We start from the raw sequence: 22,943 nt of genomic DNA on the forward strand, positions 1-22,943 counted from the left end.
CATCACACCCCGAGCTGCCGTGCGGCCGCGTCCACCGTCTGTTCCAGCAGCGTGGCGATCGTCATCGGCCCGACGCCGCCCGGCACCGGGGTGATGAGCGAGGCCCGCTCGACGGCGGAGTCGAAGTCGACGTCGCCGACGTTCCCCGCGCTGTAGCCGGCGTCGATCACGACGGCGCCGGGCTTGATGTCCTGCCCCCGGATCAGCCGCGGCCGGCCCACGGCGGCGACGACGATGTCCGCCTCCCGCACGGCCGCGGACAGATCCGCCGTACGGGAGTGGCAGTACGTCACCGTCGCGTCGCGGGCCAGCAGCAGCATGCCGGCCGGCTTGCCGAGGATCGCGCTGCGGCCGACGACCACGGCCCGCCTGCCGGCGGGGTCGACGCCGTACTCGTCGAGCAGCCGCATGATCCCGCCCGGTGTGCACGACACGAACCCCGGCAGCCCGAAGCTCATCGTCGCGAACGAGGCGAAGGTGACACCGTCGACGTCCTTCTCCGGCGCGATCGCCTCGAACGCGGCCCGCTCGTCGATGTGCGCGCCCATCGGGTGCTGGAGCAGGATGCCGTGCACGCCGGGGTCGGCCGACAGCTCGCGCAGGGTGCCGACGAGCTGTTCCGTGGTGGTGCCGGCGGGCAGCGGTACATGGCGTGAGGTGACGCCGGCCCTGCGGCAGCGGTTCCGCTTCATCCGGACGTACGTCACGGACGCGGGATCCTCGCCGACCAGCACGGTCGCGAGACAGGGCGCGGTGCCGGTGCGCTCGGTGAGGTCGGCCGCCTTCTTCGCGGTCTCCTCGACGATCCGCCGGGCGAGCGCGGCGCCGTCCAGGATACGGGCCTGGGACATGATCTACTCCTGGGCTGGTGGTCCGGTTCCGGTTCGCCCAGGCGCACGGCATCGACTCCGCGTCGATCTGTCCAGGGGCCGCTCCCCGGTGGTACTCCACCTCAGCGCCAGTCACGGCCCGCGGCCCACCCTAACGGAGGCGGCGCGGGGACCGGACAGCGTGTCCGGACGCGGGCCGTCAGGGACCTCGGAGGCGCCTGCGGTCCTGTTCGTCCCAGGCACGGGTGTCGCGCGGCTCCGTGTAGGGCTCCTCGTCGGGCGGGTGGCCGCCTGCGATCGCGCGCTGTCGCAGGGCCTCCGCGTCGAACTCCAGGCCGAGCAGGATGGCCAGGTTGCCCACCCACAGCCAGATCAGGAAGACGATCACGCCGGCCATGGTGCCGTAGGTCTTGTTGTAGGAGGCGAAGTTGGCCACGTAGAACGCGAACCCGGCGGAGGCGACCAGCCAGATCAGCAGGGCGAGGAAACTGCCCGGGGTGATCCACCGGAAGCCGCGCACCTTGGCGTTGGGGGCCGCCCAGTACAGGATGGCGATCATGGTGGTCACGAGGACGGCCAGGACGGGCCACTTGGCGATGCCCCAGACCGTCAGAGCCGTGTCGCCGATGCCCAGCGTGGAGCCGACCTGCCGGGCCAGGGAGCCGGTGAAGACGACGATCAGCGCGCTGAGCAGGGCCAGCACCATGAGGGCGACCGTCACTCCGAGCCGGATCGGGAGGATCTTCCACACCGGGCGCCCCTCGGGCATGTCGTAGACCGCGTTCGAGGTGCGGATGAAGGCCGCGACATAGCCGGAGGCCGACCACAGTGCGAGAACGAGGCCGACGACGGCCATGACGGAGCCGAGACCGCCGTTGCCCTGGAGCTGCTCGACCGCCCGCGTGAGGATGTCCCGGGCCGAGCCGGGCGCCAGCTCGTTGATGTTCTCCAGGACCTTGTCGGTGGCCGACCTGCCGACCAGCCCCAGCAGGGACACCAGCACCAGCAGCGCCGGGAACAGCGACAGCACGCTGTAGTAGGTCAGGGCCGCAGCGCGGTCGGTCAGCTCGTCGTCCTTGAACTCCCGCAGGGTGCCCTTCAGCGCCGCCCACCACGAACGCCGGGGCAGCTCGGCCGGCGTGTCGGGCTCCTGCCGTTCCACCTGCGGATCCGGTCCCGCGCCCGGGGACGGCTCCTGCCGCTCCCCGTGATCCTTGTGCCTGGACCTGAGTAGTCGGGTCATGGCCCCCGGGTATCCGGCCCTGCCCAGCTCAAGCGCGATCCGAACGCGCTATCCGGCGGCCCCACCAGGCGGCGAAAATCCCGCGACGCCTGAGATGCGGACTGTTACCGTCGTTCCCATGAAGGTCATCAGGCACACCGACACCGCAGCCGCGCGAGCGCCCCGCTCGACGGCTGCCGACGCCTGATCCCACCCCTTGCGGCGGCCGGAAACGGACCGCCGGTGTATGTGTGCCTTCCCCTTTCCCGGTCGCACCCTGTTCCGTGGCTCGTTCCGGTCCCCACGACCGAAGGAACCCCGATGGACACCGACCGGATCATCCGCACCTTCACCGACTACTTCCGCGAGCACGGACACGAGCTCGTCACCGGAGGCACCCTCCTGCCACCGCCGTCCGACCCGGTGCTGTTCACCACCTCCGGCATGCACCCGCTCACGCCCTGTCTGGAGGGCAGCCCGCATCCACAGGGACGACGCCTGACCAGCGTTCAACGCTGTCTGCGCACGACCGACCTCGACGAGGTCGGCGACCGCACCCATCTGACGGTGTTCGAGATGCTCGGCTCGTGGTCCCTGGGCGACTACGGCCATTCACAGAGCCTGCGTTGGGGGTACGAGCTGCTGCGGGACGGATTCGGCATCCCGCCGGAGCGGATGTACGTCACCGTCTTCGGCGGCGACGAAGAGGTGGGCCCCGACGACGAGTCCCTCGCCACCTGGCGGGAGTTGGGCCTTCCCGTGGAGCTGACCAGCGACGAGAACTGGTGGTCCCACGGCCCCGTCGGCCTGTGCGGCCCCGACTCGGAGATCTTCGTCTGGACCGGCGGGCCCGGCACCCCGCCCCAGGGCGGCCCGACCACCGATCCACGGTGGGTGGAGGTCTGGAACCACGTGAGCATGCGCTACCGCCGGGGTGAGGACGGCAGCCTCCGACCCCTCCCACAGCCCAACGTCGACACGGGCATGGGACTCGAACGCCTGGCCACGGTCCTCCAGGGCCACGACTGCGTCTACGACAGCGACCTCTTCGAACCCTGGACGAGGCTCCTGCCGCCGCTGTGGGCTATGGACGAGCCGTCGACGCGCCTGGTCTGCGACCACCTGCGTTCCGCCGTCGCCGTGACCGGCGACGGCGTACGGCCGTCCCACACCGGACGCGGCTATGTCCTGCGCCGGCTGATCCGCCGCGTCCTGACCACCCTCTGGCGCGACGACCCCTCACGCACCCTGTCCGACCTGCCGGCCGAACTCCTCGGGCACACCCTGGACCACTTCCGGCAACCCGATGACCCAGGCCGGGTGCGCGAGGTGCTGGTGGACGAGGAACGGCGCTTCGGCAGTCTCCTGGAGCGGGGGCGCCGCGTGCTGGACCGGCCTCGGTTCGAGGGCCCGCTGACCGGTGAGGACTACCGCTACCTCCACGACACCCACGGACTGCCGCGCGATCTCGTCACCACGCTCCGCACGTCCTGACGGCCGGGAGGATCCGGGAGAGGCCGGGTCGGCCACGAGCCGGCCCGGCCGCCCACTCGTTTCCGCTCCTCTACTCGTCCCACGCCTCGATGATGATCTGCCGGGAGATCTTGCCGTCGCGCAGCGTGATCATCGACTCGGACAGGACCCGCACCCCGTCCGCGTACTCGCAGGACTCGCTGTAGGCCGCGCGGTCACCCTGGATCACGCATCCCTCCAGCTTGTGCGTCATGTCGCGGCTGTAGACATCGGTGAGCATGTCGGCGATCTCGCCCCGGCCGTGCAGCACCTTCGGGTGGCTGGGCTGGGCGTTGCGGTTCACGACACGGATCTCCGCGTCGTCGGTGTACAGCGACAGAAGCGTCTGCGGGGTGCGTCCTTCCACGGCCCGGCGCAGTGTGTCGGTGTCGAACGAAGGGCGTGCGGCAGTGCCCATGGTGACCTCCTCCGAGGCCCGCGGCAGGGAGAGAGGCGGCCGCGAGGGCCTCACCTCCGAGACTCCTCCGCCTCGCCCCGCCCGGCAAGCGCAGCGGCGCGCTGGGCCTGGCGGGTGAGCGCCGCCGCCCAGCCGTGTCCCGTGGCGGACGCCCGCGTTGCTGAGGACATGATCTCAACACGACGTATCGTCGCGGCCGTTGGACTGGCAGCAGGCCTCACCGCACTCACCGCGCCCACGGCGGACGCGTCCGGCGGTGATACCCCGATCGCCGGCCGGCTCGATCCGGTCACCACGCTCGACTCGCTCGCCGCGACCGGCATTCCCGAGCGGCACAAGCACCGGGTCCCCCCGGTCTCCCAGCACCTGAACCACCTCGACCAGGTCAAGAGCCTGGGCCGGCTCGGCTAGGTCGACCGCCCGGGTCGCTTCCCCTTCCCCTCGAGGGCCGCCGGATCGATCCGGCGGCCCTCGCTCGTGTGCCGAGAGTGACGCGCCTGCTACCCGGCGCTGTCCAGGAAGTGGAAGCCGGGGCGGGGGTGCATGAGGAAGTCGTGGTGCGAGATGTTCCACGCGTACGCCCCCGCCAGCGCGAACGCCACCCGGTCCGCGGCCCGCAGTCCGGTCGCCGGCACCCGGCGGGCCAGGACGTCCTTCGGGGTGCACAGCTGTCCGGCCAGGGTGAGCCGGTCACTCTCCGCGGCGGGCCGTGGCCAGGGGTGTGGCCAGGCGTCCACCGGCAGGACGGAACACGGCTGGTCGTGCCCCTTGGTCGCCGGGGTCCGCAGATGGTGGGTGCCGCCCCGGACGACGGCGAACTCCTCGCCGTGGCTGTGCTTCACGTCCAGCACCTCGGTGGCGTACCAGCCGCAGTACGCGGTGAGCGCCCGGCCCGGCTCGATGCGCAGGGTCAGCCCCGGGTGTCTCTCGGTGAGGCGCGCGAGCCCCTGGCCGTAGGCCGCCCAGTCGAAGCGGCGCTCCGGATCCGCGTAGTCGACGTGCATGCCGCCGCCGACGTTCACCTCGCTGAGCCGGGCCCCGAGGCCCGTCGCCCAGGCCACGACGGTCTCCGCCACCGACAGCTGCTCGGCGGCCTCCAGCCCGCTCGCCAGGTGGGCGTGCACACCGCGCAGTTCGAGCTGCGGGTAGGTGCCGTCCGCGAGCGCCCCGATCACCGACCCGGCCTGCCCGGGATCCATGCCGAACGGGGTCGGCCGGCCGCCCATCGCGAGCGAGCTGCCCGCCAACGACCCGTCGGCCACCGGCAGGTTGACGCGCGGCAGCACCGCCACCCGACGCCCCGGTGCCACCCGCCGCGCCAGCTCGGCCAGCATCCTCAGCTCGTACGCGCTCTCGACGTGAAAGCGCTCGGCCCCCGCCTCCAGCGCGGCCGTCACCTCGTCCGGCGTCTTGCCCGGACCGCCGAACGCGAGCGGGCGTCCCGGTACCGCCTTGGCCACATGGGCGAGTTCGCCGCCCGAGGAGACTTCGTAGCCGTCGACGTGCGGGCCGAGCGCGGCGAGGATCTCCGGCTCCGGGTTGGCCTTGGCCGCGTAGTACAGCTCGACCCGTTCGGGCAGGGCGTCCCGGACGGCAGACGCGTGAGCACGCAGAGCCGCCAAGTCATAGACGTACGCGGGCAGTTCGGTGGACGCGAGGGACAGGATCCGGTCGCGGACCGCGGGGGTCGGTGAGGTCATCGGACACCTCCGGTCGTGTCACGCAGGACGTCCTCGGCGAGCGGCGACGGCAGCCGGACGTAGCCCGCCTCCCGGTCGGCCTTGCGTTCCCAGCGGGTGAGGAGATTGGCCTTGGCCGGCAGGGGCACCCCGGCGAGGAGGGCGGCCAGCCGGGGCGGGCAGCCGAACCGGTCGGAGTACGCCCGGAGTGTGTCGCGCACCCGGCCCCACAGCGCGGCCTCCGCCCGCGGGTGCAGATCGGCGAGGGCGGCCAGCAGCTCGGCGACGTGGTTGACCAGCAGGCAGTACACGACGCGGTCCCAGCCGCGCTGTGCGTCGTACGACATGGGCGCCGCGACCTCGGGCGGCAGCGCGGCGAGGGTGTCCTCGTGGTGGTCGGGGACCAGCTTGGTGCCCTCCAGGTCGCGGAAGAGGACCTGGGCGGGCCGGCCGTCACCGTCGACGCAGATCAGGACGTTCTGGAGGTGGGGTTCCAGGACCAGCCCGTGGTCGAAGTAGGCGGCCAGGACGGGCGGCAGGAGAAGGTCGAGGTAGGTCGACCACCAGTCGAGAGCCGTCTGTTCGTCCGCTCCGGCGAGGAGGTGCGAGATGTGCGCGGGGCCGGTCGGGTACTCGTCGGCGACGGCCGCCGCCAGCAGGGGAGTGGTGCCCGGCGCCAGCCGCGGGGGCAGGCCCTCGCGGACGATGACGCCGAAGCCTTCGAACAGCGCGCGGTCCGGGGTGCCGTCGGGGCCGGGCAGGGCCAGTGTGCGATAGGCGGGCTCGCGCAGCACGTCGCTGCCGGGGAAGCGCTCGGCCAGATCGGCGAGCGCCGGGGCCAGGACTCGGGTGAGGGCGACCGCCCCCGACAGCTCGTAACTGCTGTTCTTGCGCAGGCAGTTGGTGATCCGCACGTTCAGGCTGAACTTCAGGAACGTCTCCCCGTCGTACAGCGTGCGCACCGACGCGGTGGCGGCGAACGGCTGACCGCCCGGGCCGAGGTCGATGACGTCCCCGCGGTCGAGGGCGGCCCGCAGCAGGGGATGCTCGCGCAGCGTCTCGTACTGCCAGGGGTGGGCGGGCAGCAGACGGTAGCCGTCCGGGACGTCCGTGCGCTGCCGGTCCAGCGCGGCGGCGGCCGACGGATCGGCGTGCTCCTCGGCGACCAGTTCGGCGCGGACGGCGAGGTGCCGCAGCGGGAAGGAGGCGCCGGCCTCGGGCGCGTACGCCGACCAGGCGCGCGGGTCGCCGGTGCGGGCCTTCGGCGTGGGGTGGAAGCGATGGCCGAAGAGGAGGGACTGCTCGGACCGCACATAGGTGGAGAGCCGGTCCTCGGCGGGGCGGGCCGCGCGCGTGCCGGCGAGCGCCGTCCCGACGGCCTCGTGGCTGGAGACGATCTGCTCCAGGAACTCCTCGTTGCGCACGCCCGTCCGCAGCGACAGTTCGTCGTGGGTGTACTCGGCGAGGCGACGCCAGTCCACCTCGGCCCACGCCTCGCCCCGCTGCTCGCTCACCGGCCCGGTGAAGCGGTGCGCGCCGAGCAGCGACGTGCGGCGCAGGGCGACCCGCAGCAGGACTCCGCGGCGGGGCAGCCGCAGCAGCAGATGGCCGTCCGCGACGACGGACTGGTGCTCGGGTGCCGACACCTCGCGCAGCAGACAGTTGAGGAGGGTGTGGGCCACCGCGTCGTCGGCGGTGGGCAGGCCGGCGCGGGCGACGGGGAGACGGCCCTGCTCGGGGAGCGAGTCGGTCAGGGAGGGCATCAGTGGCTCCAGCGGGTGCGCAGGTGCAGTGTGGGGAGAAGGGCGGCTGTGACGGCGGCGGCCGCACCGCCGATCAGCACGGGAGCGGCCGGTCCGTAGCGGGCGGTGCCCGCGGCCGCGGTCACCCCGGCGGCGACCGCGCCGGCCTTGGAGAAGAACTCCAGCGAACCGAACATCCGGCCCGGTGCCCGGCCCTTGGCGCAGTCGGCGGCCAGCACCGACAGGCAGACCAGGCCGAGGGTGAGCCCCGCGCCGAGCAGCAGTCGTACGGCGATCAGCGTGGGCAGCGAGTCGGCGATGCCGTGTCCGGCGAGACCGAGTGCGATACAGGCGAAGCCCAGCGCGAGCCCGGCCCGTGGACGGTCCCGGAAGGCGGCGTGCACCGCCAGCGCGGACACCAGGTAGCACAGGTGGGGCAGGGCGAACAGGACGCCGGTCAGCGCCGGCGAGGTGCCGGGGAGCCGGTCGTCGACGAGCTGGATGAGATAGGGGAAGGAGATGACGGTGGAGAACACGAAGGCGAACTCCAGGGCGAACAGGGTCCTCAGCGACATCGCGGAGGGCGCCTCGGTCACCTCTGTCTCCGGTCCGCGCTGCGGCTTCTGGGCCGGGGCCGGTTCCGGCAGCGCCGCCAGCAGCAGGGCCGCCGTCAGTGGCAGTACGGCGAGCAGGGCGTACTGCCGGTGCGGGGACAGCCAGCCCGACAGGGAGCCGACCACGATCGGTGCGGCGACCAGCGCGGCCCGTGCGCTGCCCTGCATCAGGGTGAGCGCCTTGGACAGGGCCGGACCCTCCAGGGCCGTACCGAGATAGCCGTTGGACGCGGCGAACGTGCCGCCCAGGATGCCCTGGAGCACCAGTGCCAGCGTGAAGGTGGCCAGGGAGTCCGCCCAGCCCGCGAGCAGGAACGACACGGCGAGCCCCAACTGGGCGCGCAGCAGCAGACGTTTACGGCCGAAGCGGTCCGCGAGTCGCCCCCACAGGGGCGCCCCGAGCGCACCGAACACCGTCGGCACGATGTAGAGCACCCCGGCCCAGCGCGCACCCTGGTCGCCCAGCTCCGGCAGGATCTGCGTGAGATAGGGCGGCAGCCCCAGCGCGGCGAACGACGCCACGAAGTAGCAGCCCGCCACCGCCTGCACATGCCCGCGCCCGAACTCCGACCTGGGCACCCGCAATGCCTCCGTGCTCATGCCGAACTCCCGTTACGCAGGAGGTAGTTGGGTCCGGTCGTGTAGTGCTTGTTGATGTCGGCCGCACCCGAGCGCTCCTTGGACAGCAGCGTCCCGGCCGACACCATCGCCTTCACCGGCAGCTCCGGCGCGTCCAGCAGGCGGGCACGCAGCACGTCCGCCGCGTCGCCGCCGAGCCGGTCGAGGGACTGCGTCAGCCGGACCCGGACGAGGTCCAGCAGGGCGTGGCGGTACCGGGGGAGCCCGAACGCGTACGAGGCCGCGCACAGATGCAGGGTGATCGTCGCGAACACGTCGGCGACCGGACCGTCGTCCGTACCGAGGATCCGCGCGTCGTCGAAGTCCCACGGCCCCGGCAGCACTGCGTCCAGCCGTCCAACGTTGACGCGCGGTCCGTCGTTGTCCTTGAACAGCAGCCGCAGGCCGCCCGGCCCGAGTACCAGCGACACGTTCTGCTGGTGCGACTCCAGGGCGATGCCATAGCCGAACAGGGTGGTCTGCCAGTCGAACAGCAGGGTGAGGGCCGCGTCCAGCAGGGCGAGCGGGTCACCGCCGTAGTAGCGGTCCGCGAGCTGGTCGATCACCAGACGTCCGTCCGGCGCCTCGGCCAGCAGCGCTGCCAGCGGCACCACCGTGCAGTCGTCGAGCCCGGCCGGGTAGCGGCGGCACAGCACGGCCAGCAGCTCGTGCCCGGCGTGGGCGTACGTCGTCTCGTCGGCGTGCAGGACCGTGTCCCGGAACTGGGGCTCGCGGGCGATCACCGCTTCCAGCAGTCGCTGGCCCACCGCTCCGTCGACCAGCGTGCCGGGCTTGATGGTCCGCTTGTTGCGCAGCCCCAACGTCGCGGTGGCCAGTGGGAGTTTGAGGTGCACGGAAGGGTCGGCGACCGTGGCCACGGTCCGCATGGACAGAGTCGGTACGACGTCCAGGCAGGCGCGGTCGGCCGGCACGGTGCCGGCGGGCAGGGCGCCGACGGTGAGCGGATGCACGGGCAGCGTCACATGCGTGTCCCGCAGGCCGGGCAGGCCCAGCGTGTCGGGTGTCGGCCAGAACTCCGGCAGCTTGCCCGCAAGGGTGACCTCGGCACGGGGCACGGCGATCCAGCGCAGTGCGAACCGTGGGCCGAACTCCGGGGCGTACGCGCGCAGTTGCTCTTCCGTCAGCCCCGAGCGGCCGCGTGCCGTCGGGTAGACGGGGTGGTCGTGGCGGGCGGCGAGCGTGTCGTACGCCAGGCTGCCGCCGAGGCCGGGCTCGTCCGTGAGCCGGGCCATCACCTCCGCCCGGGTCGCCGCGTGCAGCCGCATGGTCGCCAGTGTCTGACGGCACTCCTCGGTGAACGCGTCGAAGCCGCCCCGGTCCTCGGGATCGGCGAGCTCGCGCAGTGCGCCGAGCACGCTCTCGTACGAGGTCAGCTCCGCGCCGTCCGACTCGCGTACGAGGACGGGCCGCCGGGCGGCGTACACGCACTGGAAGCCGTCCTCGGTGACCGGCAGCAGCAGGGCGTCCCCTCCGGTGGGGAGCCGCAGCCAGCTGCCGTCCTGCTGGTGGACCGTCGTGCTCCGGGTGCGCAGACCGACCACGTCCTCGCGCAGGAGGGCGCTCAGCACACGGGTGAGGAGTTCCGCCTCGGAGCCGTCCGGCGCGCTCACGGCTGGATCTCCCAGTGCCGTTCGGCCAGGAAGTCGGCCACCACGCGGTCCACGGTCGGCTGGTCGGTGCCGGTGGCCCGCAGGACGCCGAGGTAGTCACGGTTGGTGCGGTACAGCTCGTGCCGCTCACCCACCGCGCGCAGCGGACGGTACGTCAGATGCACACCGTCGACGTCGAGGTCGGTGGCCTCGGGGGCGCCCACGAGCGTGCCGGCCCGCTCGGCGCACGGGTACTCCAGGCGGGCCGCGCCGTCCTTGCGGGCGCCCGGGTCGGCCGGGAGCGGCTCGCCGAGGTGGGTGCGCAGGATGTGCTCGAAGAGCGGTATCCGAAGGAGCCGGGCCAGCAGCAGGTCGCACTGGTCGCCGATGGCACGGTAGTTGACCTCGATGATCCGGGCCCGCCCGTCGTGCACCACGAACTCGGTGTGGCAGGCGCCGAACCCGACGCCCAGCGCGTCCAGTTGCTCCAGGACCTGCGCGACGACCGGCTCGGGGTGGGCGGCGACGAAGGTGAGGCGTTCCTCGATGAAGTACGGGGGCGGCGACAGCTCGGTGTGGAAGCCGCCCAGGACATGGCGGACCTGCCCGTCGCCGAGGGTCTCCAGGGTGAACAGGTCGCCGGGCAGGTACTCCTCGACGACCAGGACGGTGCCCGGGCGGCGGTCCAGGATCTCCTTGGTGTGGGTCACCAGCTCTTCCGGGCCGTGGACGAGGACGACGTCCTCGCTGGCCACGCCCTCGCGCGGTTTGACGACACAGGGGTACGGCGCGTCGCCGGGCGCGACCGGTTCGGTCAGCTCGGCCGACCACACGGTGTCCACGCCGGCCGCGGCGAGCCGGCGGCGCATCTCGGCCTTGTCCTTGCAGCGCAGGGTGGCCCGCCAGTCCTTGCCGGGGAGGCCGAAGTAGGCGGCGGCCAGGGCGGCCTGGGTCTGCAGGTGGTCGCTGTTGGTGAAGACGGCGTCGGGCGCGTGGTGGGTCGAGACACGGGTGATCACGGCCCGGAAGTCACGGACGTCGCACTCCAGGATCTCGACGTCCGGGTACACGCCGTGGTGGGCGTCGGGCTGGTCGGTGAGGAGGGTGACGTCCAGGCCCAGCCGGGCCGCGGCGGGCAGGAAGCCCTCGGTGACGGCGTCGGTCGGGTTGAGGGCGAGCAGGTACAGGCGCATGCCGGATGAGCAACTTCCGCTAGCGGGTGGGGGGTTGAGGGGCGGGCCGGGCCGGTCGGGCACGGCCCGCCCTCGAAGGTGCGGCGGCTGCTACTTCGCCGGGAGCTCCACGCCGGTGGCCTTGGCCACGTCCTTGAGCATCTCCTCGGCGGCCTGGACGCCGATGCCGGACATCCACGTCTCGTCCGGGACCTCGAAGACCTTGCCGTCCTTCACGGCCGGGAGGTCCTTCCACACCGGGTTGGAGACGACCTGCTTCTTCTGGGTCTTGTCCTCGGCGTCGGCGGCGGTGACGAAGATCAGGTCGGCGTCGGCCTGGTCGATCTCCTCCGGGCTGACGTCCTTCATGGTGACCTCGGGGTCGTCCGAGATCTGCGACTTCGGCCGCTGGAAGCCGATGTCGTTCAGGACGACACCGCTGTAGGAGTTGGTCTGGTACAGGCGGGTCGGACCGGCGATGAAGCGCACCACGGACACGGTCGGCATCGTGCCGCCGTCCTTCTTCTTGATGGCCGCACCGAGCGCCGCGGCCTGCGTCTCGTACTCCTTGAGCTTGGCCGTGGCCTCCTTCTCCAGACCCAGCGCCTCGGCGTGGACCTTGAGGTTCTCCTTCCAGACACCGCCGGTGGTCTCGGTGAAGACGGTCGGGGCGATGGCGCTGAGCTTGTCGTAGACCTTCTCGTGCCGGACCTTGGAGGACAGGATCAGATCGGGCTTGAGGGAGGCGATCTTCTCCAGGTTCGGCTCCAGGAGCGGGCCGACGTCGGCGGTGTCCTTCAACTCGCCGTCCAGGTACGTCGGGAAGCCGCCCGAGGTCTTGAAGTGCGGGGCGACCGCGCCGACCGGGTCGATGCCGAGCAGGGTGACGTCGTCCAGCTCACCGGTGTCGAGCACGACGACCCGCTTCGGCTGGGACGGGATCTTCACGTCGCCCATCACGGTCTTCAGCGTGCGCGGGAAGGCGGAGCTGTCGCCCGCGTGCTGGGCGGTGTCGCTCTCGTTGGAGGAGGAGTCCTCACTGCCGCAGGCGGCCAGGACGGCCGTACCGAGTACGACGGCGAGCAGCACGGCGATCAGCCGGCCGATTCCGCGCAGGGGAGATCGGTTGAACATGAGGGGTCTTTCTGTGAGTGGGGACTGATCAGGCGGTGGCGGCGGAGGGCCGCCGGACCGCGCTGCTCCTGGGGACGACCAGCGGGGTGCCGGTCTCGGGGTCGGGGATCACCCGGCAGTCCACGTCGAACACGGACTTGACCAGCTCCGCGTCGAGGACGTCGGCCGGGGTGCCGGCGGCGGCGAGAGAGCCGTCCTTGAGGACGACCATGTGGTCCGCGTAGCGGGCGGCCTGTCCGAGGTCGTGCAGCACCATCACCACGGTGCGGCCCGCCTCGGCGTGCAGGGCGGCGACCAGGTCGAGCACGTCGAGCTGGTGTCGCAGATCGAGGAAGGTGGTGGGCTCGTCGAGCAGCAGCAGCTCGGTGTCCTGTGCCAACGCCAGCGCGATCCAGGCGCGTTGGCGTTGACCGCCGGAGAGCTGGTCGACGGGCTGGTCGCGCAGGGCGGCGGTGCCGGTGCGCTCCAGGGCCTCGTCGACGGCCTTCTGGTCGGCGGCCGACCAGGGGCTCAGCAGCCGCTGGTGCGGATACCGGCCCAGGCGGACCAGCGCCTCGACGGTGATCGCCTCCGGTGTCACGGGCTGCTGCGGCAGCAGACCCATCCGCAGGGCCAGCGCCCGGGCGGACATGCGGTGGATGTCGGCGCCGTCGAGGGTGACGTGGCCGGCGGCCGGTGCGAGCAGCCGGCTCAGCCCCCGCAACAGGGTGGACTTCCCGCAGGCGTTGGGGCCGACGATCGCGGTGACGGCGCCGCCGGGGAGCGTCAGGTCGAGGCCGCCGACCACGAGGCGGTCGCCGTAGCGCAGGTCGAGGCCCTGGGTGGAGAGCTGGTTGGCGGTCGCGGTCATGTGCGGCTCCTGACGGCCGGTGGAGTCTTTGTGCGGGGTGCGAGGCAGGTCGGGCGTTCGGCAGCGCCCTGAAGGGGCGCGGGGCCGCGTTGAACGTGCGGCTTCCGCCGCGCGGGCGCGACAGGCCATGACGGCGCCGCACTCGCCGCACGACACATCGCGGCACCCCCGGCGGAACGATTCGTCATCCGCGACTCCTCTGAACAGGAGAGCTCTGCCGCAGCATCAACACCAACAGCCAGGGCGCACCCAGCGTGGCCGTGACCGCCCCGACCGGCAGCCCCTCGATCGGCAGCAGGTGCTGCACCACCAGGTCGGAGGAGAGCAACAGCACCGCCCCGGTGAGCCCGGCCAACCCCAGCGACGCGGCGGTCGGCGGCCCGGTGACGAACCGCACGACATGCGGCACGGCAAGCGCCACGAAGGTCACCGGCCCGGCGAGCGCCGCGGCCAGCGAGGCCAACACGACGGCGACGAAGAGCAGTTGGAGCCGCGCCGAGGACGTGCGCAGCCCCAGCGCCCCCGCCGAGTCGTCCCCGAGGTCGAGCACGGCGAGTCGCCGGTGCATGACGAGCGCGGCGGCGAGCGCGACCACCATGGCACCGCCGGCACCCCACACCTCGGTCCACGTCCGCCCGTACACGGAGCCCGTGGTCCACTGCAACGCCGACCCGGCGAGTTCCGCGGGAAACCGCACGATCATGAGGTTCACGCCGGCCGCCAGGCCCGCCTGCACGGCGAGCCCGGTGAGTACGAGCCGGGTGACCGCGAGTCCCGAGCGCCAGGCGAACACGCCCAGCAGCAGGGCCGAGAGCAGCCCGCCGCCCAGGGCTCCGACGGGGATCAGCGCCTGCGAGGCACCGGCCGCGATGAGCGCGACCGCGCCCAGCGAAGCCCCGCCGGTGATGCCCATGACGTCGGGGGAGGCCAGGGGGTTGCGGAACAGGCGTTGCAGCACGCATCCCGCCGCGCCGAGCCCGGCACCGGCGACGATCGCCGCGACCGAGCGCGGCGCCCGGAACTGCTGCACGACCAGCACGTCCCCCGGATCCCCGAGCCCGACCAGCGCGCGCAGCGCCGTCGACGCGGGCATCGGCATCTCACCCGTCGTCAGGGACACGGTGAGCAGCACGAACAGCAGGGCCAGAGCGGTCGCGGCGAACAGCAGGACGCGGCGCCGGACGCGGGTACGGGCCGTGGACTTCGCCCGCACGGACAGTACGGCGGCGCTCATCGGGCCACCCTCCGGGCCAGCAGCGCCAGCAGCGGGGCGCCCAGGAACGCGGTGACGATGCCGACCTCCAGCTCCGAGGGCCGGATCACCATCCGGCCGAGTACGTCCGCCGAGAGCAGCAGCAGGGGACCGGCGATCAGGCAGCCGGGGACCAGCAGCCGGTGGTCGCCGCCGAGGAGGGGCCGTACGAGATGGGGCGCGGCGAGTCCGATGAAGGCGACCGGACCGGCCACCGCGACCGCCGACCCGGCGAGCAGGACGACCGCGATGCCGCCCGCCAGCCGGATCCGGGCCACCGGCACGCCGAGTGCCTGGGCGGAATCGTCGCCCATGGCAAGGGCGTTGAGCGCGGGGGAGACGGCCAGCGCGACGACCAGGCCGAGCAGCAGGGTCGGCAGGACCGGCCACAGGACGTCCAGGGTGCGACCGGACAGTGATCCCGCCAGCCAGAAACGGGCCTCGTCCAGGGTGCGCTGGTTCATCAGCATGACGGCCGACGTCCAGGACAGCAGCACCAGTTGGAGCACGGTGCCGCCCAGCGCCAGTCGTACGGGGTCGATGTCCCCGGCGCGACGGGCCAGCGCCTGCGCGAACAGGGCGGCCGCGGCGGCGCCGGCGAACGCGAACCACACGTACTGGGCGGGGCTGTTGAGCCCGAGCGCGAAGATGGCGACGACGACCGCGAAACCGGCGCCCGCGTTGATGCCGAGCGTGGTCGGTGAGGCGAGGGGATTGCGGGTGATGCCCTGTGCGACGGCCCCGGCGACCCCGAGTGCGGCGCCGACCGCGAGTCCGATGACGGTGCGCGGGAGGCGCAGTCCGGTCACCACCAGTGCCTCGCGTCCGTGAACATCGCCGAGCAGCGCGTCGGCCACCGTGCCCAGGGGGACGGAGCGGGCGCCGAGGGCGAGGCTCAGTGCGGTGCAGAGGGTCAGGGCGGCGAGGCCGGCGAGGAAGAGCGGAATGTGCCTGTAGGCACGGAAGGGCACACCGACCGGTGCGCCCCGTTGGGTCGCAGTCACAAGCCGTGAGCTTAGGTTAGGCTTCCTTTATGTTTCAACTGCTGTGGGATCACTGTGATGTGCGCGATAGTCGATCACTTGCGGCGAGTTCACCTGGCGTTTTCCATGTGATCGCGAGTGTAAGGTAAGCCTTACCTGGCCGACTTGCACTGAATCCCCCACTGGAGCGCCGATGTCCGTGGCCCCGACGATCCCGCCGCCCGGCGCCGTCGCGCGTACGCTCCGTCACGACTTCGCGCGGCTGACCGATCTGTGCGAAGTCCTGAGCGTGCGGGTCGCCCTGCCCGGTGCCGACGAGACCCCGGCGGGAGTGTCGGCCGCGGAACTGGTGAAGGACGAGGCCGTGCTCGACGCCTTCGTGGCGGCGGAGGCGGCCCGGATTCGCGATCGCTACGGGGTCGTTCCGCGCCGCGACGTCGCCGCCTCCCGCGCGCTGCACGACTACGCCTGGTCGGTCTCGCTCCTCATGAGCGGAACCTGGTACCTGGCACGCCGGGTGCCCCGGATCCGGCCCGAAGACCTGCGCCTGGACCTCGCCTCGGCCGAGTTCACCCTCACCCCCGGCAGTGACCTCGCCTGTCTGGACGACGACCCGGCGGCCACGCTCCCCGGCGTGTTGACGGTCCCTCACGAAGAGGCCCTGCGCGCCGAGTTGCGCGCCGCGGTCGCCGATCACATGGGTCCGCTCCTGGACGCGATCGGCCCCCTCACGCGACGCCGCTCACGCGCCCTGTGGGGCATGGTCTGCGACGACCTGGTCTCCGGCATCTGGTACCTCGGCCGCACGCTCGGCCGCGAGGACGACGCCGTCGCGGCGGCCACCCGGCTGCTGCCCACCGCCGTGACCCCGTACCCGGGCGGCGCCGACTTCCGGCACCTGACGACCGACGACGGGCGGCGGCACCCGACCCGCACCCGCGCCGGGTGCTGCATGTACTACACGATCCGCCCGGCCGAGGCGTGCTCCACCTGCCCCCGCACCTGCGACGCGGAGCGGCTGCGCAGGCTCCAGGGCTGAGCGCCCGCGCCCCACGGCTGACGGATCACTCCGCCGTCGCCAGGAACTGAGTCGCCGCCAGCTCCGCGTAGAGCGGGTCGGACGCCACGAGTTCGCGATGCGTGCCCACCGCACGCACCCGGCCCGCGTCCATCACCACGATCCGGTCGGCCATCGTCACCGTCGACAGCCGGTGCGCGACGACCAGAACCGTGGTCGTACGGGCGACGTCGGCGACGGTGTCGCGCAGCGCCGCCTCGTTCACCGCGTCCAACTGCGAGGTGGCCTCGTCGAGGAGCAGCAGCCGGGGTCGGCGCAGCAGTGCGCGGGCGATCGCGACACGCTGGCGTTCGCCGCCGGACAGCTTGGTCCCGCGATGCCCGACGAGCGTGTCCACACCGCCGGGCAGCCGCGCCACCAGGCCGTCGAGGCGGGTCGTCTTCAGCACGCGGGTGAGGGCGGCGTCGTCCGCGTCGGGGTTGCCGAGCAGCAGGTTGTCCCGCAGCGAACCCGACAGGACCGGGGCGTCCTGCTCCACATAGCCGATCGCGGACCGCAGCCGCGGCAGCTCCCAGTCCGTCAGATCCCGCCCGTCGAGCGTGATGGTCCCGGCCTCGGGGTCGTAGAACCGCTCGATGAGGGAGAAGACCGTGGTCTTGCCGGCGCCCGAGGGGCCGACGAACGCGGTCATGCCCTGCGCGGGCACGGCGAACGTCACCCCGTGGTGGACGTACGGCAGATCGTCGGCGTACCGGAAGCGCACATCCTCGAACGCCAGCGCGGCCGGCTCCGCGCCGGTCGCGGGCAACGGCGCGGGCGCGGCCGCCGGTTCGGCGGGCAGCCGCAGCGCCTCCTGGATCCTCGCAAGCGCCGCCGAGCCGGTCTGGTACTGCGTGATCGCGCCGACGACCTGCTGGATCGGCGACATCAGATAGAAGACGTACAGCAGGAACGCGACCAGCGTGCCCACGTCGATCGCCCCGGTCGCCACCCGCGCCCCGCCCACCGCGAGCACCGTGATGAACGCGATCTGCATGGCGAGTCCGGCCGTGTTGCCCGCCGCGGCCGACCACTTGGCCGCCCGTACGCTCTGCCGCCACGACTCCTCCGCGGCCTCGTGCAGCGTCCGCTCCTCCCGGTGCTCCGCGCCCGACGCCTTCACGGTGCGCAGCGCGCCGAGGATCCGCTCCAGCGAGGCCCCCATCACCCCGACCGCGTCCTGCGCCTGCCGGCTGGCCCGGTTGATGCGGGGCACGATCACGCCGAGGATCGTGCCGGCGGCCAGGATCACGCCGAGGGTGACCAGCAGCAGCACCGGGTCCACCAGGCCCATCATGGCCACCGTCGCCACGAGGGTCAGCCCTCCGGTGCCGAGGCCCACGAGCGAGTCGGTGGTGACCTCGCGCAGCAGCGTGGTGTCCGAGGTGATGCGGGCCATCAGATCGCCCGGCTCGCTGCGGTCCACGGCGGTGATGCGCAGCCGCAGCAGATACGACGACAGGGCGCGCCGCGCGCCGAGCACCACCGACTCGGCGGTGCGCCGCAGCACGTACGAACCCAGCGCGCCGAGCGCCGCGTTGGCCACGACCAGCCCGGACATGATGAGCAGGGCCCCGGTGATGGCCCGGTCGTGGGACAGGTCGTCGATCAACTCCCGTGCCACCAGCGGCAGCAGCAGCCCGGTGGCGCCCGTGACCAGGGAGAGCACGGCCCCCGCCAGCAGGGTCCACCGGTGCGGGCGCACATAGCCCAGGAGCAGCCGCCAGGCGGGCGGGGCGGGTTCGGTCGCTGCGATGCTCACAGGGCTCCTCCGGAGGGGTACGGAGCCTTCAGGCTACGTCGGCCTCCTCCCGCGCGGCCTGCCAGTTCCGTGCCACGGCGAGCACCAGGGGCCGTCCGGCGCCGTCCGGCAGACAGTCGTCCAGCAGGCCGGCCAGGACGTCGGACGGTCCGAGCTCCACACAGACCGTCACTCCGTCGCGGTGCATCCGGCCGACGGCGTCCGGGAAGCGGATCGGTGCGCGCATCGCCCGCACCCAGAAGCCGGGCGTGGCCGCCTCTTCCCCGACCGGTTCGCCGGTCGTGTCGGACAGCAGCGGCAGCCGCGGGGCACGCAGGTCGAGCGGCTCCAGGGCGCGGCGGTAGTCGTCCAGCAGGGCGTCGAAATGAGGGGAGTGGGGTGCCACGTCCAGGCGGAGCACATGGGTACGGCGGCCGCGGGCCTCCCATTCCTCGCAGATCCGCCGCACCGCGGCGCGGTCCCCGGACACGACCACCGACCGTGGGCCGTTGACCGCCGCGATCACCGCACCCGGCCCGGGGCTCAGTTCCCCGGGGGACGCCTCCACGGCCGCCATGCAGCCCGTCTTGGGCAGCGCGTCCGCGAGCCGGGCCAGCGCGCCGACGGCCCGGCAGGCGTCCGGCAGGGAGAGCACCCCCGCCGTGTGCGCGGCCGCCAGGTGGCCCGCCGAGTACCCGAACAGCACGTCCGGGCGGACCCCTTGGCTCTCCAGCAGCCGGTACTGCGCGATCTGGAGGGCGAAGATCGCCGGATACCCGAACGCGATCCGGTCGAGGAGGGCGGCGGTGGGCGTCCCGGCCTCGGCGAACATCACGTCCCGCAACGGCACGTCGACATACGGATCGAGCAGCCCGCACACCTCGTCGAGGGCCTCGGCGAACACCGGGGAGGAGCCGTGGAGCTCGCGCCCCATGCCCGGCTGCTGCGACCCGGCCGCCGAGAACAGGAACGCGACCCTCCCAGGCGGCACCCGCACCGGGGCCGCCGCCGACCCGTCCGCGCCCCGCGCCTGCGCCAGCCGGGCCATCACCTCCTCGACCGAGGCACACACCACGATCCGTTCCAGATCCCCCGGACGCAGAAACCCCTCGTCCCGCGCGTGTTCCAGAAAGGACAGCAACGGGCGATAGAAACCGGACGGATCGAGGAGCAGACACGGCTTGCGGTGGATGTGCAGCTGCGCCCAGGACAGCACCTCCAGCAGCTCCTCCGCCGTGCCCAGTCCGCCCGGCAGCGCCACGAAGGCATCGCCCTGCGCGGCCATCCGCGCCTTGCGCTCGTGCATGTCACCGACCACGACCAGCTCGGTGAGCCCCGTGTGGGTGATCTCGTACGGCAGCATGGCCCGCGGCACCACCCCGGTCACCGCCCCGCCGCAGGCCAGCGCGCCGTCCGCGACGGCCCCCATGAGACCGGTGCGCGCACCGCCGTAGACCAGCCGCAGGCCCGCTCCGGCCAGGGCGCGGCCGAGGTCGGCGGCGGTGCGCAGATGGCCGGGCCGGTGGCCGGGGGAGGCACCGCAGAAGACGGTCACGGCAGCGGCGGCGGTCACGTCCACAGGCCGTACCCCCTGGTCAGGACGTGATGCGGGTCGTAAGCGTCCTTGGCGCGGACCAGTTCGGGCCAGAGGGGGCCGAAGTGGGTGCGCCAGTCGCCGGGTGACATCGGCAGCGCGCCGACCGGGTGCAGGACACCGCCGACGGCCCTGGCCCGCTCGTACAGGGCCCGGTTGGCGGCGACCATGTGCCGTACGACGTCCGGCGCGGCCGGCGGGGCGGTGCGCATCAGGGCGAGCAGGCACAGGAGTTCACCCGGGGGCCTGCGCAGCAGCGGGGCGTGCAGCACGTGGCCGGTCAGCGGACGGAGCTGGACCGTCCCGCAGTAGCGCAGGCACTGCTGGGCCTCGTCGGCCAGCACGGCCGGGACGAAGGAGCCCGCAACCTCCTCAGGCAGCAGCAGGGTGAGCCAGGGGTGGGGGCGCTCCCACTCGCCCGTGGCGCGCAGCAGACGCTCGTCGCGGTCCAGGCGGTACGCGTACTCGGCGAACGACAGGTCCGCGATCTCCTCGGTGTCCCGGTCGTGGTCCAGATCGCCGATCAGCAGCCCGTCGTCGGCGGGCGGCCCGCCCTCGTGCGGTACGACCGCCTCGATCATGTAGCGCCAGCCCCCGCCGAGCGCGGGCCGCGCCTGGCCCGCGACGTGGCTGAAGCGGCTGTCGCGGGCCAGACGCCGCTGATCGGTGAGATACGTGCCCGGGGCGTCGTGATAGAGGCGGTAGCGGCGCACATGCGTCGGAGCGGGCACCAGGGCGAGGGTGGCGCGGACGATCAGGGCGCACTGGCCGAGACCCGCCAGGACCGCGTGGAAGAGGCCGGGGTGCCGGTCGGGGGCGCAGACCAGCCGTTCACCGGTGCCGGTGACGACCTCCAGCTCCCGCACCCGGTCCGCCACCGGACCGTACCGATGACTGGAGCCGCCGAAGCCACCCGTGCTCAGCAGCCCGCCGACGCTGCCGCCGAGGTGGTCGGGCAGTACCGGGGGTGTGAGTCCCTCGGCGAGCGCGGCCCGGACGACGTCGCGCCACAGCGCACCGGCCCCGGCGGTCAGCGTCCGCTCGCCCGGTGCGCAGCGCACGTCGTCGAGGGCGGCCATGTCGACGACGTAGCCGCCGTGCGCCTGTCCCTGCCCGTAGAGGGCCTGTCCGGCGCCGCGCGCGGAGACCGGCAGGCCGTGCGGCCCGGCGAAGGCGACGAGTTCCTGTACGTCGGCCGCGGAGCGGGCGGTGACCACGCCGAGCGGGGAGGAGCCGACGATATGACCGAAATCCGTGGATGCCTCCTTCACCCCCGATACGACCGTCATGCCACACGCTCCAGCATGCCGGAGTCGAATGCGGGGACCGTTGTCCCGTTCTTGAAGATTTCGGTGAACACGCGCTGCTGGAGAATGCCGTGCTCGGCATGGCGCAGGGCGATGAGGGCGGCGATCCGGTGCAGGACGTGTGCGGGAATTTCCTGTTCGTCGATGGCCCCTGCATCGATTGAGTATTTCGCGCAGCATTCGAGCACCGCCTCGAAGCCGTTGACGGACGCGGCCAGCCGTCGCCGCCGCGGATCGCGCCAGAGCGCGGCCAGCTCCTGGAGCAGCCCCGGCCCGCAGGCGCCCGGCGTGAGCATCGCGTGGGCCCGGCCGGTGAGGGCCGCGACATACGTGTCGTAGGCGGGAAGCGGGAGAAGGCGGACCGTCAGCCGCCAGCCGAGCTGCTCCCGGCGCGTGCACAGCACCCGCAGCAGCGAGATCGAGCCACCCTCGATGATGACCAACTCGTGGTGGACCGCGAGTCGTTCGACGAGTTCGACGAGCGCGTCCGCGGCCTCCGTCGCGGACAGATCGCCGTCGGCGAACGTCCGGTCCCCGAGCCAGTGGCGGCGCACCCCCGGCACGTCCGCCCCGGCGCGGGCGCTCGTGGTGGCGAGGTCGGTGAAGCACTGCAAACGGTCGGCGACGACGATCGGGGCGCCGGTCGCCCGGGCCAGTTCGGTGGCCGCCGCGCTCTTCCCGACGCCGGTCGGGCCCGCGATCAGATGGACGAACGGGCGGATCGCGGGAGACGTTTCGTTCTCGACCATGGCGGGATGTTCCCTTCCGCTGTGGGATACGGGAAAGAGCACTGCCAAAGTTACGCAGCACGGCGAGCGGGAACACCCTTTGGAATTCCCGGACCGGGCAAAGAGACGGCTACGTTCCTGTGGGATTGTTAAAGATTCACTCACGGTCCGCTGGGGGGCGCTGACTCCGGGGAATCCAGGACCATATGAGTGACCGTCGAATTGTTTCTCAACCAATTCATGACGTGTCACGGGAACCCGTCCCGAGGAGGATTTGCCATGCACCCCGACATGCTCCGGGCCGTCACCGAGTCGCTGCCCGCCGCCCGCGCCGACGGGCCCACGGAGCACGGCACCGTCCTCGTCGGCTACGGCGCGGTGGAGGAACTGGCGCGCTTCGCCACCGACCCGCGCTGGACCGTCCACGTCCCCGGCCATCCGGACGAGGTGTGCCGCGTGATCCGGTCCGCGGTGGGGCGCGGTGAGCGGGCGTTCGTGCACCTCTCGGGTGAGTCCAACACCGAACCGCACGGCCTGACGGGCGAGGGCTTCGAACTCGTCCGCGAAGGCCTCGACGGAGTCGTCCTCGCGGTCGGCGCCACCCTCGACCCGGTGCTGCGCGCCACGGCCGGCCTCGACCTGGCCGTGCTCTACGCGGCCACCGTCCGGCCCTTCGACGAGGTCGGCCTGCGCACCGCCGTACTGGCCGCCGAACACGCGGACGTCGTGCTCGTCGAGCCCGGGCTGCCCGGCCTGTCGGCCCGGCACGTCGCCGAGACCCTGGTCCACGTACCGCACCGGCTGCTGCCCCTGGGCGGCGCGGACGGCCTGGACGAGGACGTCATCGCCCGGGCCGTCCGGGACTTCCTCAGGTGACCGG

General features: G+C 72.6%; 20 protein-coding genes and 1 riboswitch. Of the genes, 4 read left to right on the forward strand and 16 right to left on the reverse strand.

The window, feature by feature from the left end:
- Positions 1-2: 2 nt before the first annotated feature.
- Positions 3-851, reverse strand: coding sequence for a bifunctional 5,10-methylenetetrahydrofolate dehydrogenase/5,10-methenyltetrahydrofolate cyclohydrolase (locus ACFU95_RS13690; RefSeq protein WP_383826349.1), 849 nt, complete (start codon positions 849-851; stop codon positions 3-5).
- 28 nt (positions 852-879) lie between these two features.
- Positions 880-976: riboswitch (ZMP/ZTP riboswitch) on the reverse strand.
- Between the two features lie 53 nt (positions 977-1,029).
- Positions 1,030-2,073 carry a YihY/virulence factor BrkB family protein gene (locus tag ACFU95_RS13695; RefSeq protein WP_383826352.1) on the reverse strand — a complete coding sequence of 348 codons (1,044 nt, stop codon included), beginning with the start codon at positions 2,071-2,073 and terminating at the stop codon, positions 1,030-1,032.
- A gap of 300 nt (positions 2,074-2,373) precedes the next feature.
- On the opposite strand from ACFU95_RS13695, the gene ACFU95_RS13700 reads away from it, so the two are divergent.
- Positions 2,374-3,546 carry an alanine--tRNA ligase-related protein gene (locus ACFU95_RS13700; RefSeq protein ID WP_383826354.1) on the forward strand — a complete coding sequence of 391 codons (1,173 nt, stop codon included), beginning with the start codon at positions 2,374-2,376 and terminating at the stop codon, positions 3,544-3,546.
- A gap of 70 nt (positions 3,547-3,616) precedes the next feature.
- Here ACFU95_RS13700 and ACFU95_RS13705 read toward each other — a convergent pair whose 3' ends face one another.
- The gene (locus ACFU95_RS13705; protein ID WP_383826357.1) at positions 3,617-3,982 is read right to left on the reverse strand and encodes a nuclear transport factor 2 family protein; all 366 of its coding nucleotides are present in this window, start codon (positions 3,980-3,982) and stop codon (positions 3,617-3,619) included.
- A gap of 168 nt (positions 3,983-4,150) precedes the next feature.
- Here ACFU95_RS13705 and ACFU95_RS13710 point away from each other — a divergent pair, with 168 nt between their 5' ends.
- Positions 4,151-4,393: a hypothetical protein gene (locus tag ACFU95_RS13710; RefSeq protein WP_383826359.1), complete on the forward strand. Its 243-nt coding sequence runs from the start codon at positions 4,151-4,153 to the stop codon at positions 4,391-4,393.
- 89 nt (positions 4,394-4,482) lie between these two features.
- Here the strand turns inward: ACFU95_RS13710 and ACFU95_RS13715 are convergent, their stop codons facing one another.
- From ACFU95_RS13715 to ACFU95_RS13755, 9 genes are all read right to left on the reverse strand, one after another.
- Positions 4,483-5,682 carry a type III PLP-dependent enzyme gene (locus tag ACFU95_RS13715; protein WP_383826362.1) on the reverse strand — a complete coding sequence of 400 codons (1,200 nt, stop codon included), beginning with the start codon at positions 5,680-5,682 and terminating at the stop codon, positions 4,483-4,485.
- Positions 5,679-7,424 carry an IucA/IucC family protein gene (locus tag ACFU95_RS13720; RefSeq protein ID WP_383826364.1) on the reverse strand — a complete coding sequence of 582 codons (1,746 nt, stop codon included), beginning with the start codon at positions 7,422-7,424 and terminating at the stop codon, positions 5,679-5,681. Before ACFU95_RS13720 ends, ACFU95_RS13715 begins: the two co-directional genes overlap by 4 nt.
- Positions 7,424-8,617, reverse strand: coding sequence for an MFS transporter (locus ACFU95_RS13725; RefSeq protein ID WP_383826366.1), 1,194 nt, complete (start codon positions 8,615-8,617; stop codon positions 7,424-7,426). The genes ACFU95_RS13720 and ACFU95_RS13725 overlap by 1 nt, the downstream gene beginning before the upstream one ends.
- Positions 8,614-10,266, reverse strand: a complete 1,653-nt coding sequence (locus ACFU95_RS13730; RefSeq protein ID WP_383826369.1) for an IucA/IucC family protein — start codon at positions 10,264-10,266, stop codon at positions 8,614-8,616. The genes ACFU95_RS13725 and ACFU95_RS13730 overlap by 4 nt, the downstream gene beginning before the upstream one ends.
- Complete coding sequence (locus tag ACFU95_RS13735; RefSeq protein ID WP_383826372.1) at positions 10,263-11,438, reverse strand: acetyl-CoA carboxylase biotin carboxylase subunit family protein; 1,176 nt, start codon at positions 11,436-11,438, stop codon at positions 10,263-10,265. Before ACFU95_RS13735 ends, ACFU95_RS13730 begins: the two co-directional genes overlap by 4 nt.
- Before the next feature lie 90 nt (positions 11,439-11,528).
- Positions 11,529-12,551: an ABC transporter substrate-binding protein gene (locus ACFU95_RS13740; RefSeq protein WP_383826374.1), complete on the reverse strand. Its 1,023-nt coding sequence runs from the start codon at positions 12,549-12,551 to the stop codon at positions 11,529-11,531.
- A 28-nt stretch (positions 12,552-12,579) separates the two neighbouring features.
- Positions 12,580-13,401 (reverse strand): ABC transporter ATP-binding protein, encoded by an 822-nt coding sequence (locus ACFU95_RS13745; RefSeq protein WP_383826377.1) that lies wholly within the window; start codon positions 13,399-13,401, stop codon positions 12,580-12,582.
- 184 nt (positions 13,402-13,585) lie between these two features.
- The gene (locus ACFU95_RS13750) at positions 13,586-14,635 is read right to left on the reverse strand and encodes a FecCD family ABC transporter permease (RefSeq protein WP_383826380.1); all 1,050 of its coding nucleotides are present in this window, start codon (positions 14,633-14,635) and stop codon (positions 13,586-13,588) included.
- Entirely contained in the window at positions 14,632-15,624 is a 993-nt protein-coding gene (locus tag ACFU95_RS13755; RefSeq protein WP_383826557.1) for a FecCD family ABC transporter permease, read from the reverse strand. The genes ACFU95_RS13750 and ACFU95_RS13755 overlap by 4 nt, the downstream gene beginning before the upstream one ends.
- A gap of 205 nt (positions 15,625-15,829) precedes the next feature.
- Between ACFU95_RS13755 and ACFU95_RS13760 the strand changes: the two genes are divergently transcribed.
- Positions 15,830-16,675, forward strand: a complete 846-nt coding sequence (locus ACFU95_RS13760) for a (2Fe-2S)-binding protein (RefSeq protein WP_383826383.1) — start codon at positions 15,830-15,832, stop codon at positions 16,673-16,675.
- A 25-nt stretch (positions 16,676-16,700) separates the two neighbouring features.
- Here the strand turns inward: ACFU95_RS13760 and ACFU95_RS13765 are convergent, their stop codons facing one another.
- The 4 genes from ACFU95_RS13765 to ACFU95_RS13780 are packed head-to-tail and all read right to left on the reverse strand — an operon-like array spanning position 16,701 to position 22,084.
- Positions 16,701-18,455, reverse strand: a complete 1,755-nt coding sequence (locus tag ACFU95_RS13765; protein WP_383826386.1) for an ABC transporter ATP-binding protein — start codon at positions 18,453-18,455, stop codon at positions 16,701-16,703.
- A gap of 28 nt (positions 18,456-18,483) precedes the next feature.
- Positions 18,484-20,007, reverse strand: a complete 1,524-nt coding sequence (locus ACFU95_RS13770; RefSeq protein WP_383826388.1) for a TIGR00730 family Rossman fold protein — start codon at positions 20,005-20,007, stop codon at positions 18,484-18,486.
- Positions 20,004-21,317 (reverse strand): FAD-binding protein, encoded by a 1,314-nt coding sequence (locus tag ACFU95_RS13775; RefSeq protein ID WP_383826390.1) that lies wholly within the window; start codon positions 21,315-21,317, stop codon positions 20,004-20,006. Before ACFU95_RS13775 ends, ACFU95_RS13770 begins: the two co-directional genes overlap by 4 nt.
- Positions 21,314-22,084 (reverse strand): isopentenyl transferase family protein, encoded by a 771-nt coding sequence (locus ACFU95_RS13780; RefSeq protein WP_383826393.1) that lies wholly within the window; start codon positions 22,082-22,084, stop codon positions 21,314-21,316. Before ACFU95_RS13780 ends, ACFU95_RS13775 begins: the two co-directional genes overlap by 4 nt.
- 258 nt (positions 22,085-22,342) lie before the next feature.
- Between ACFU95_RS13780 and ACFU95_RS13785 the strand changes: the two genes are divergently transcribed.
- Positions 22,343-22,939, forward strand: a complete 597-nt coding sequence (locus ACFU95_RS13785) for a transketolase (RefSeq protein WP_383826396.1) — start codon at positions 22,343-22,345, stop codon at positions 22,937-22,939.
- Positions 22,940-22,943: the final 4 nt, after the last annotated feature.

Origin of the sequence: Streptomyces sp. NPDC057623 (assembly GCF_042800355.1) — a bacterium.
Taxonomy (GTDB): Bacteria; Actinomycetota; Actinomycetes; order Streptomycetales; family Streptomycetaceae; genus Streptomyces.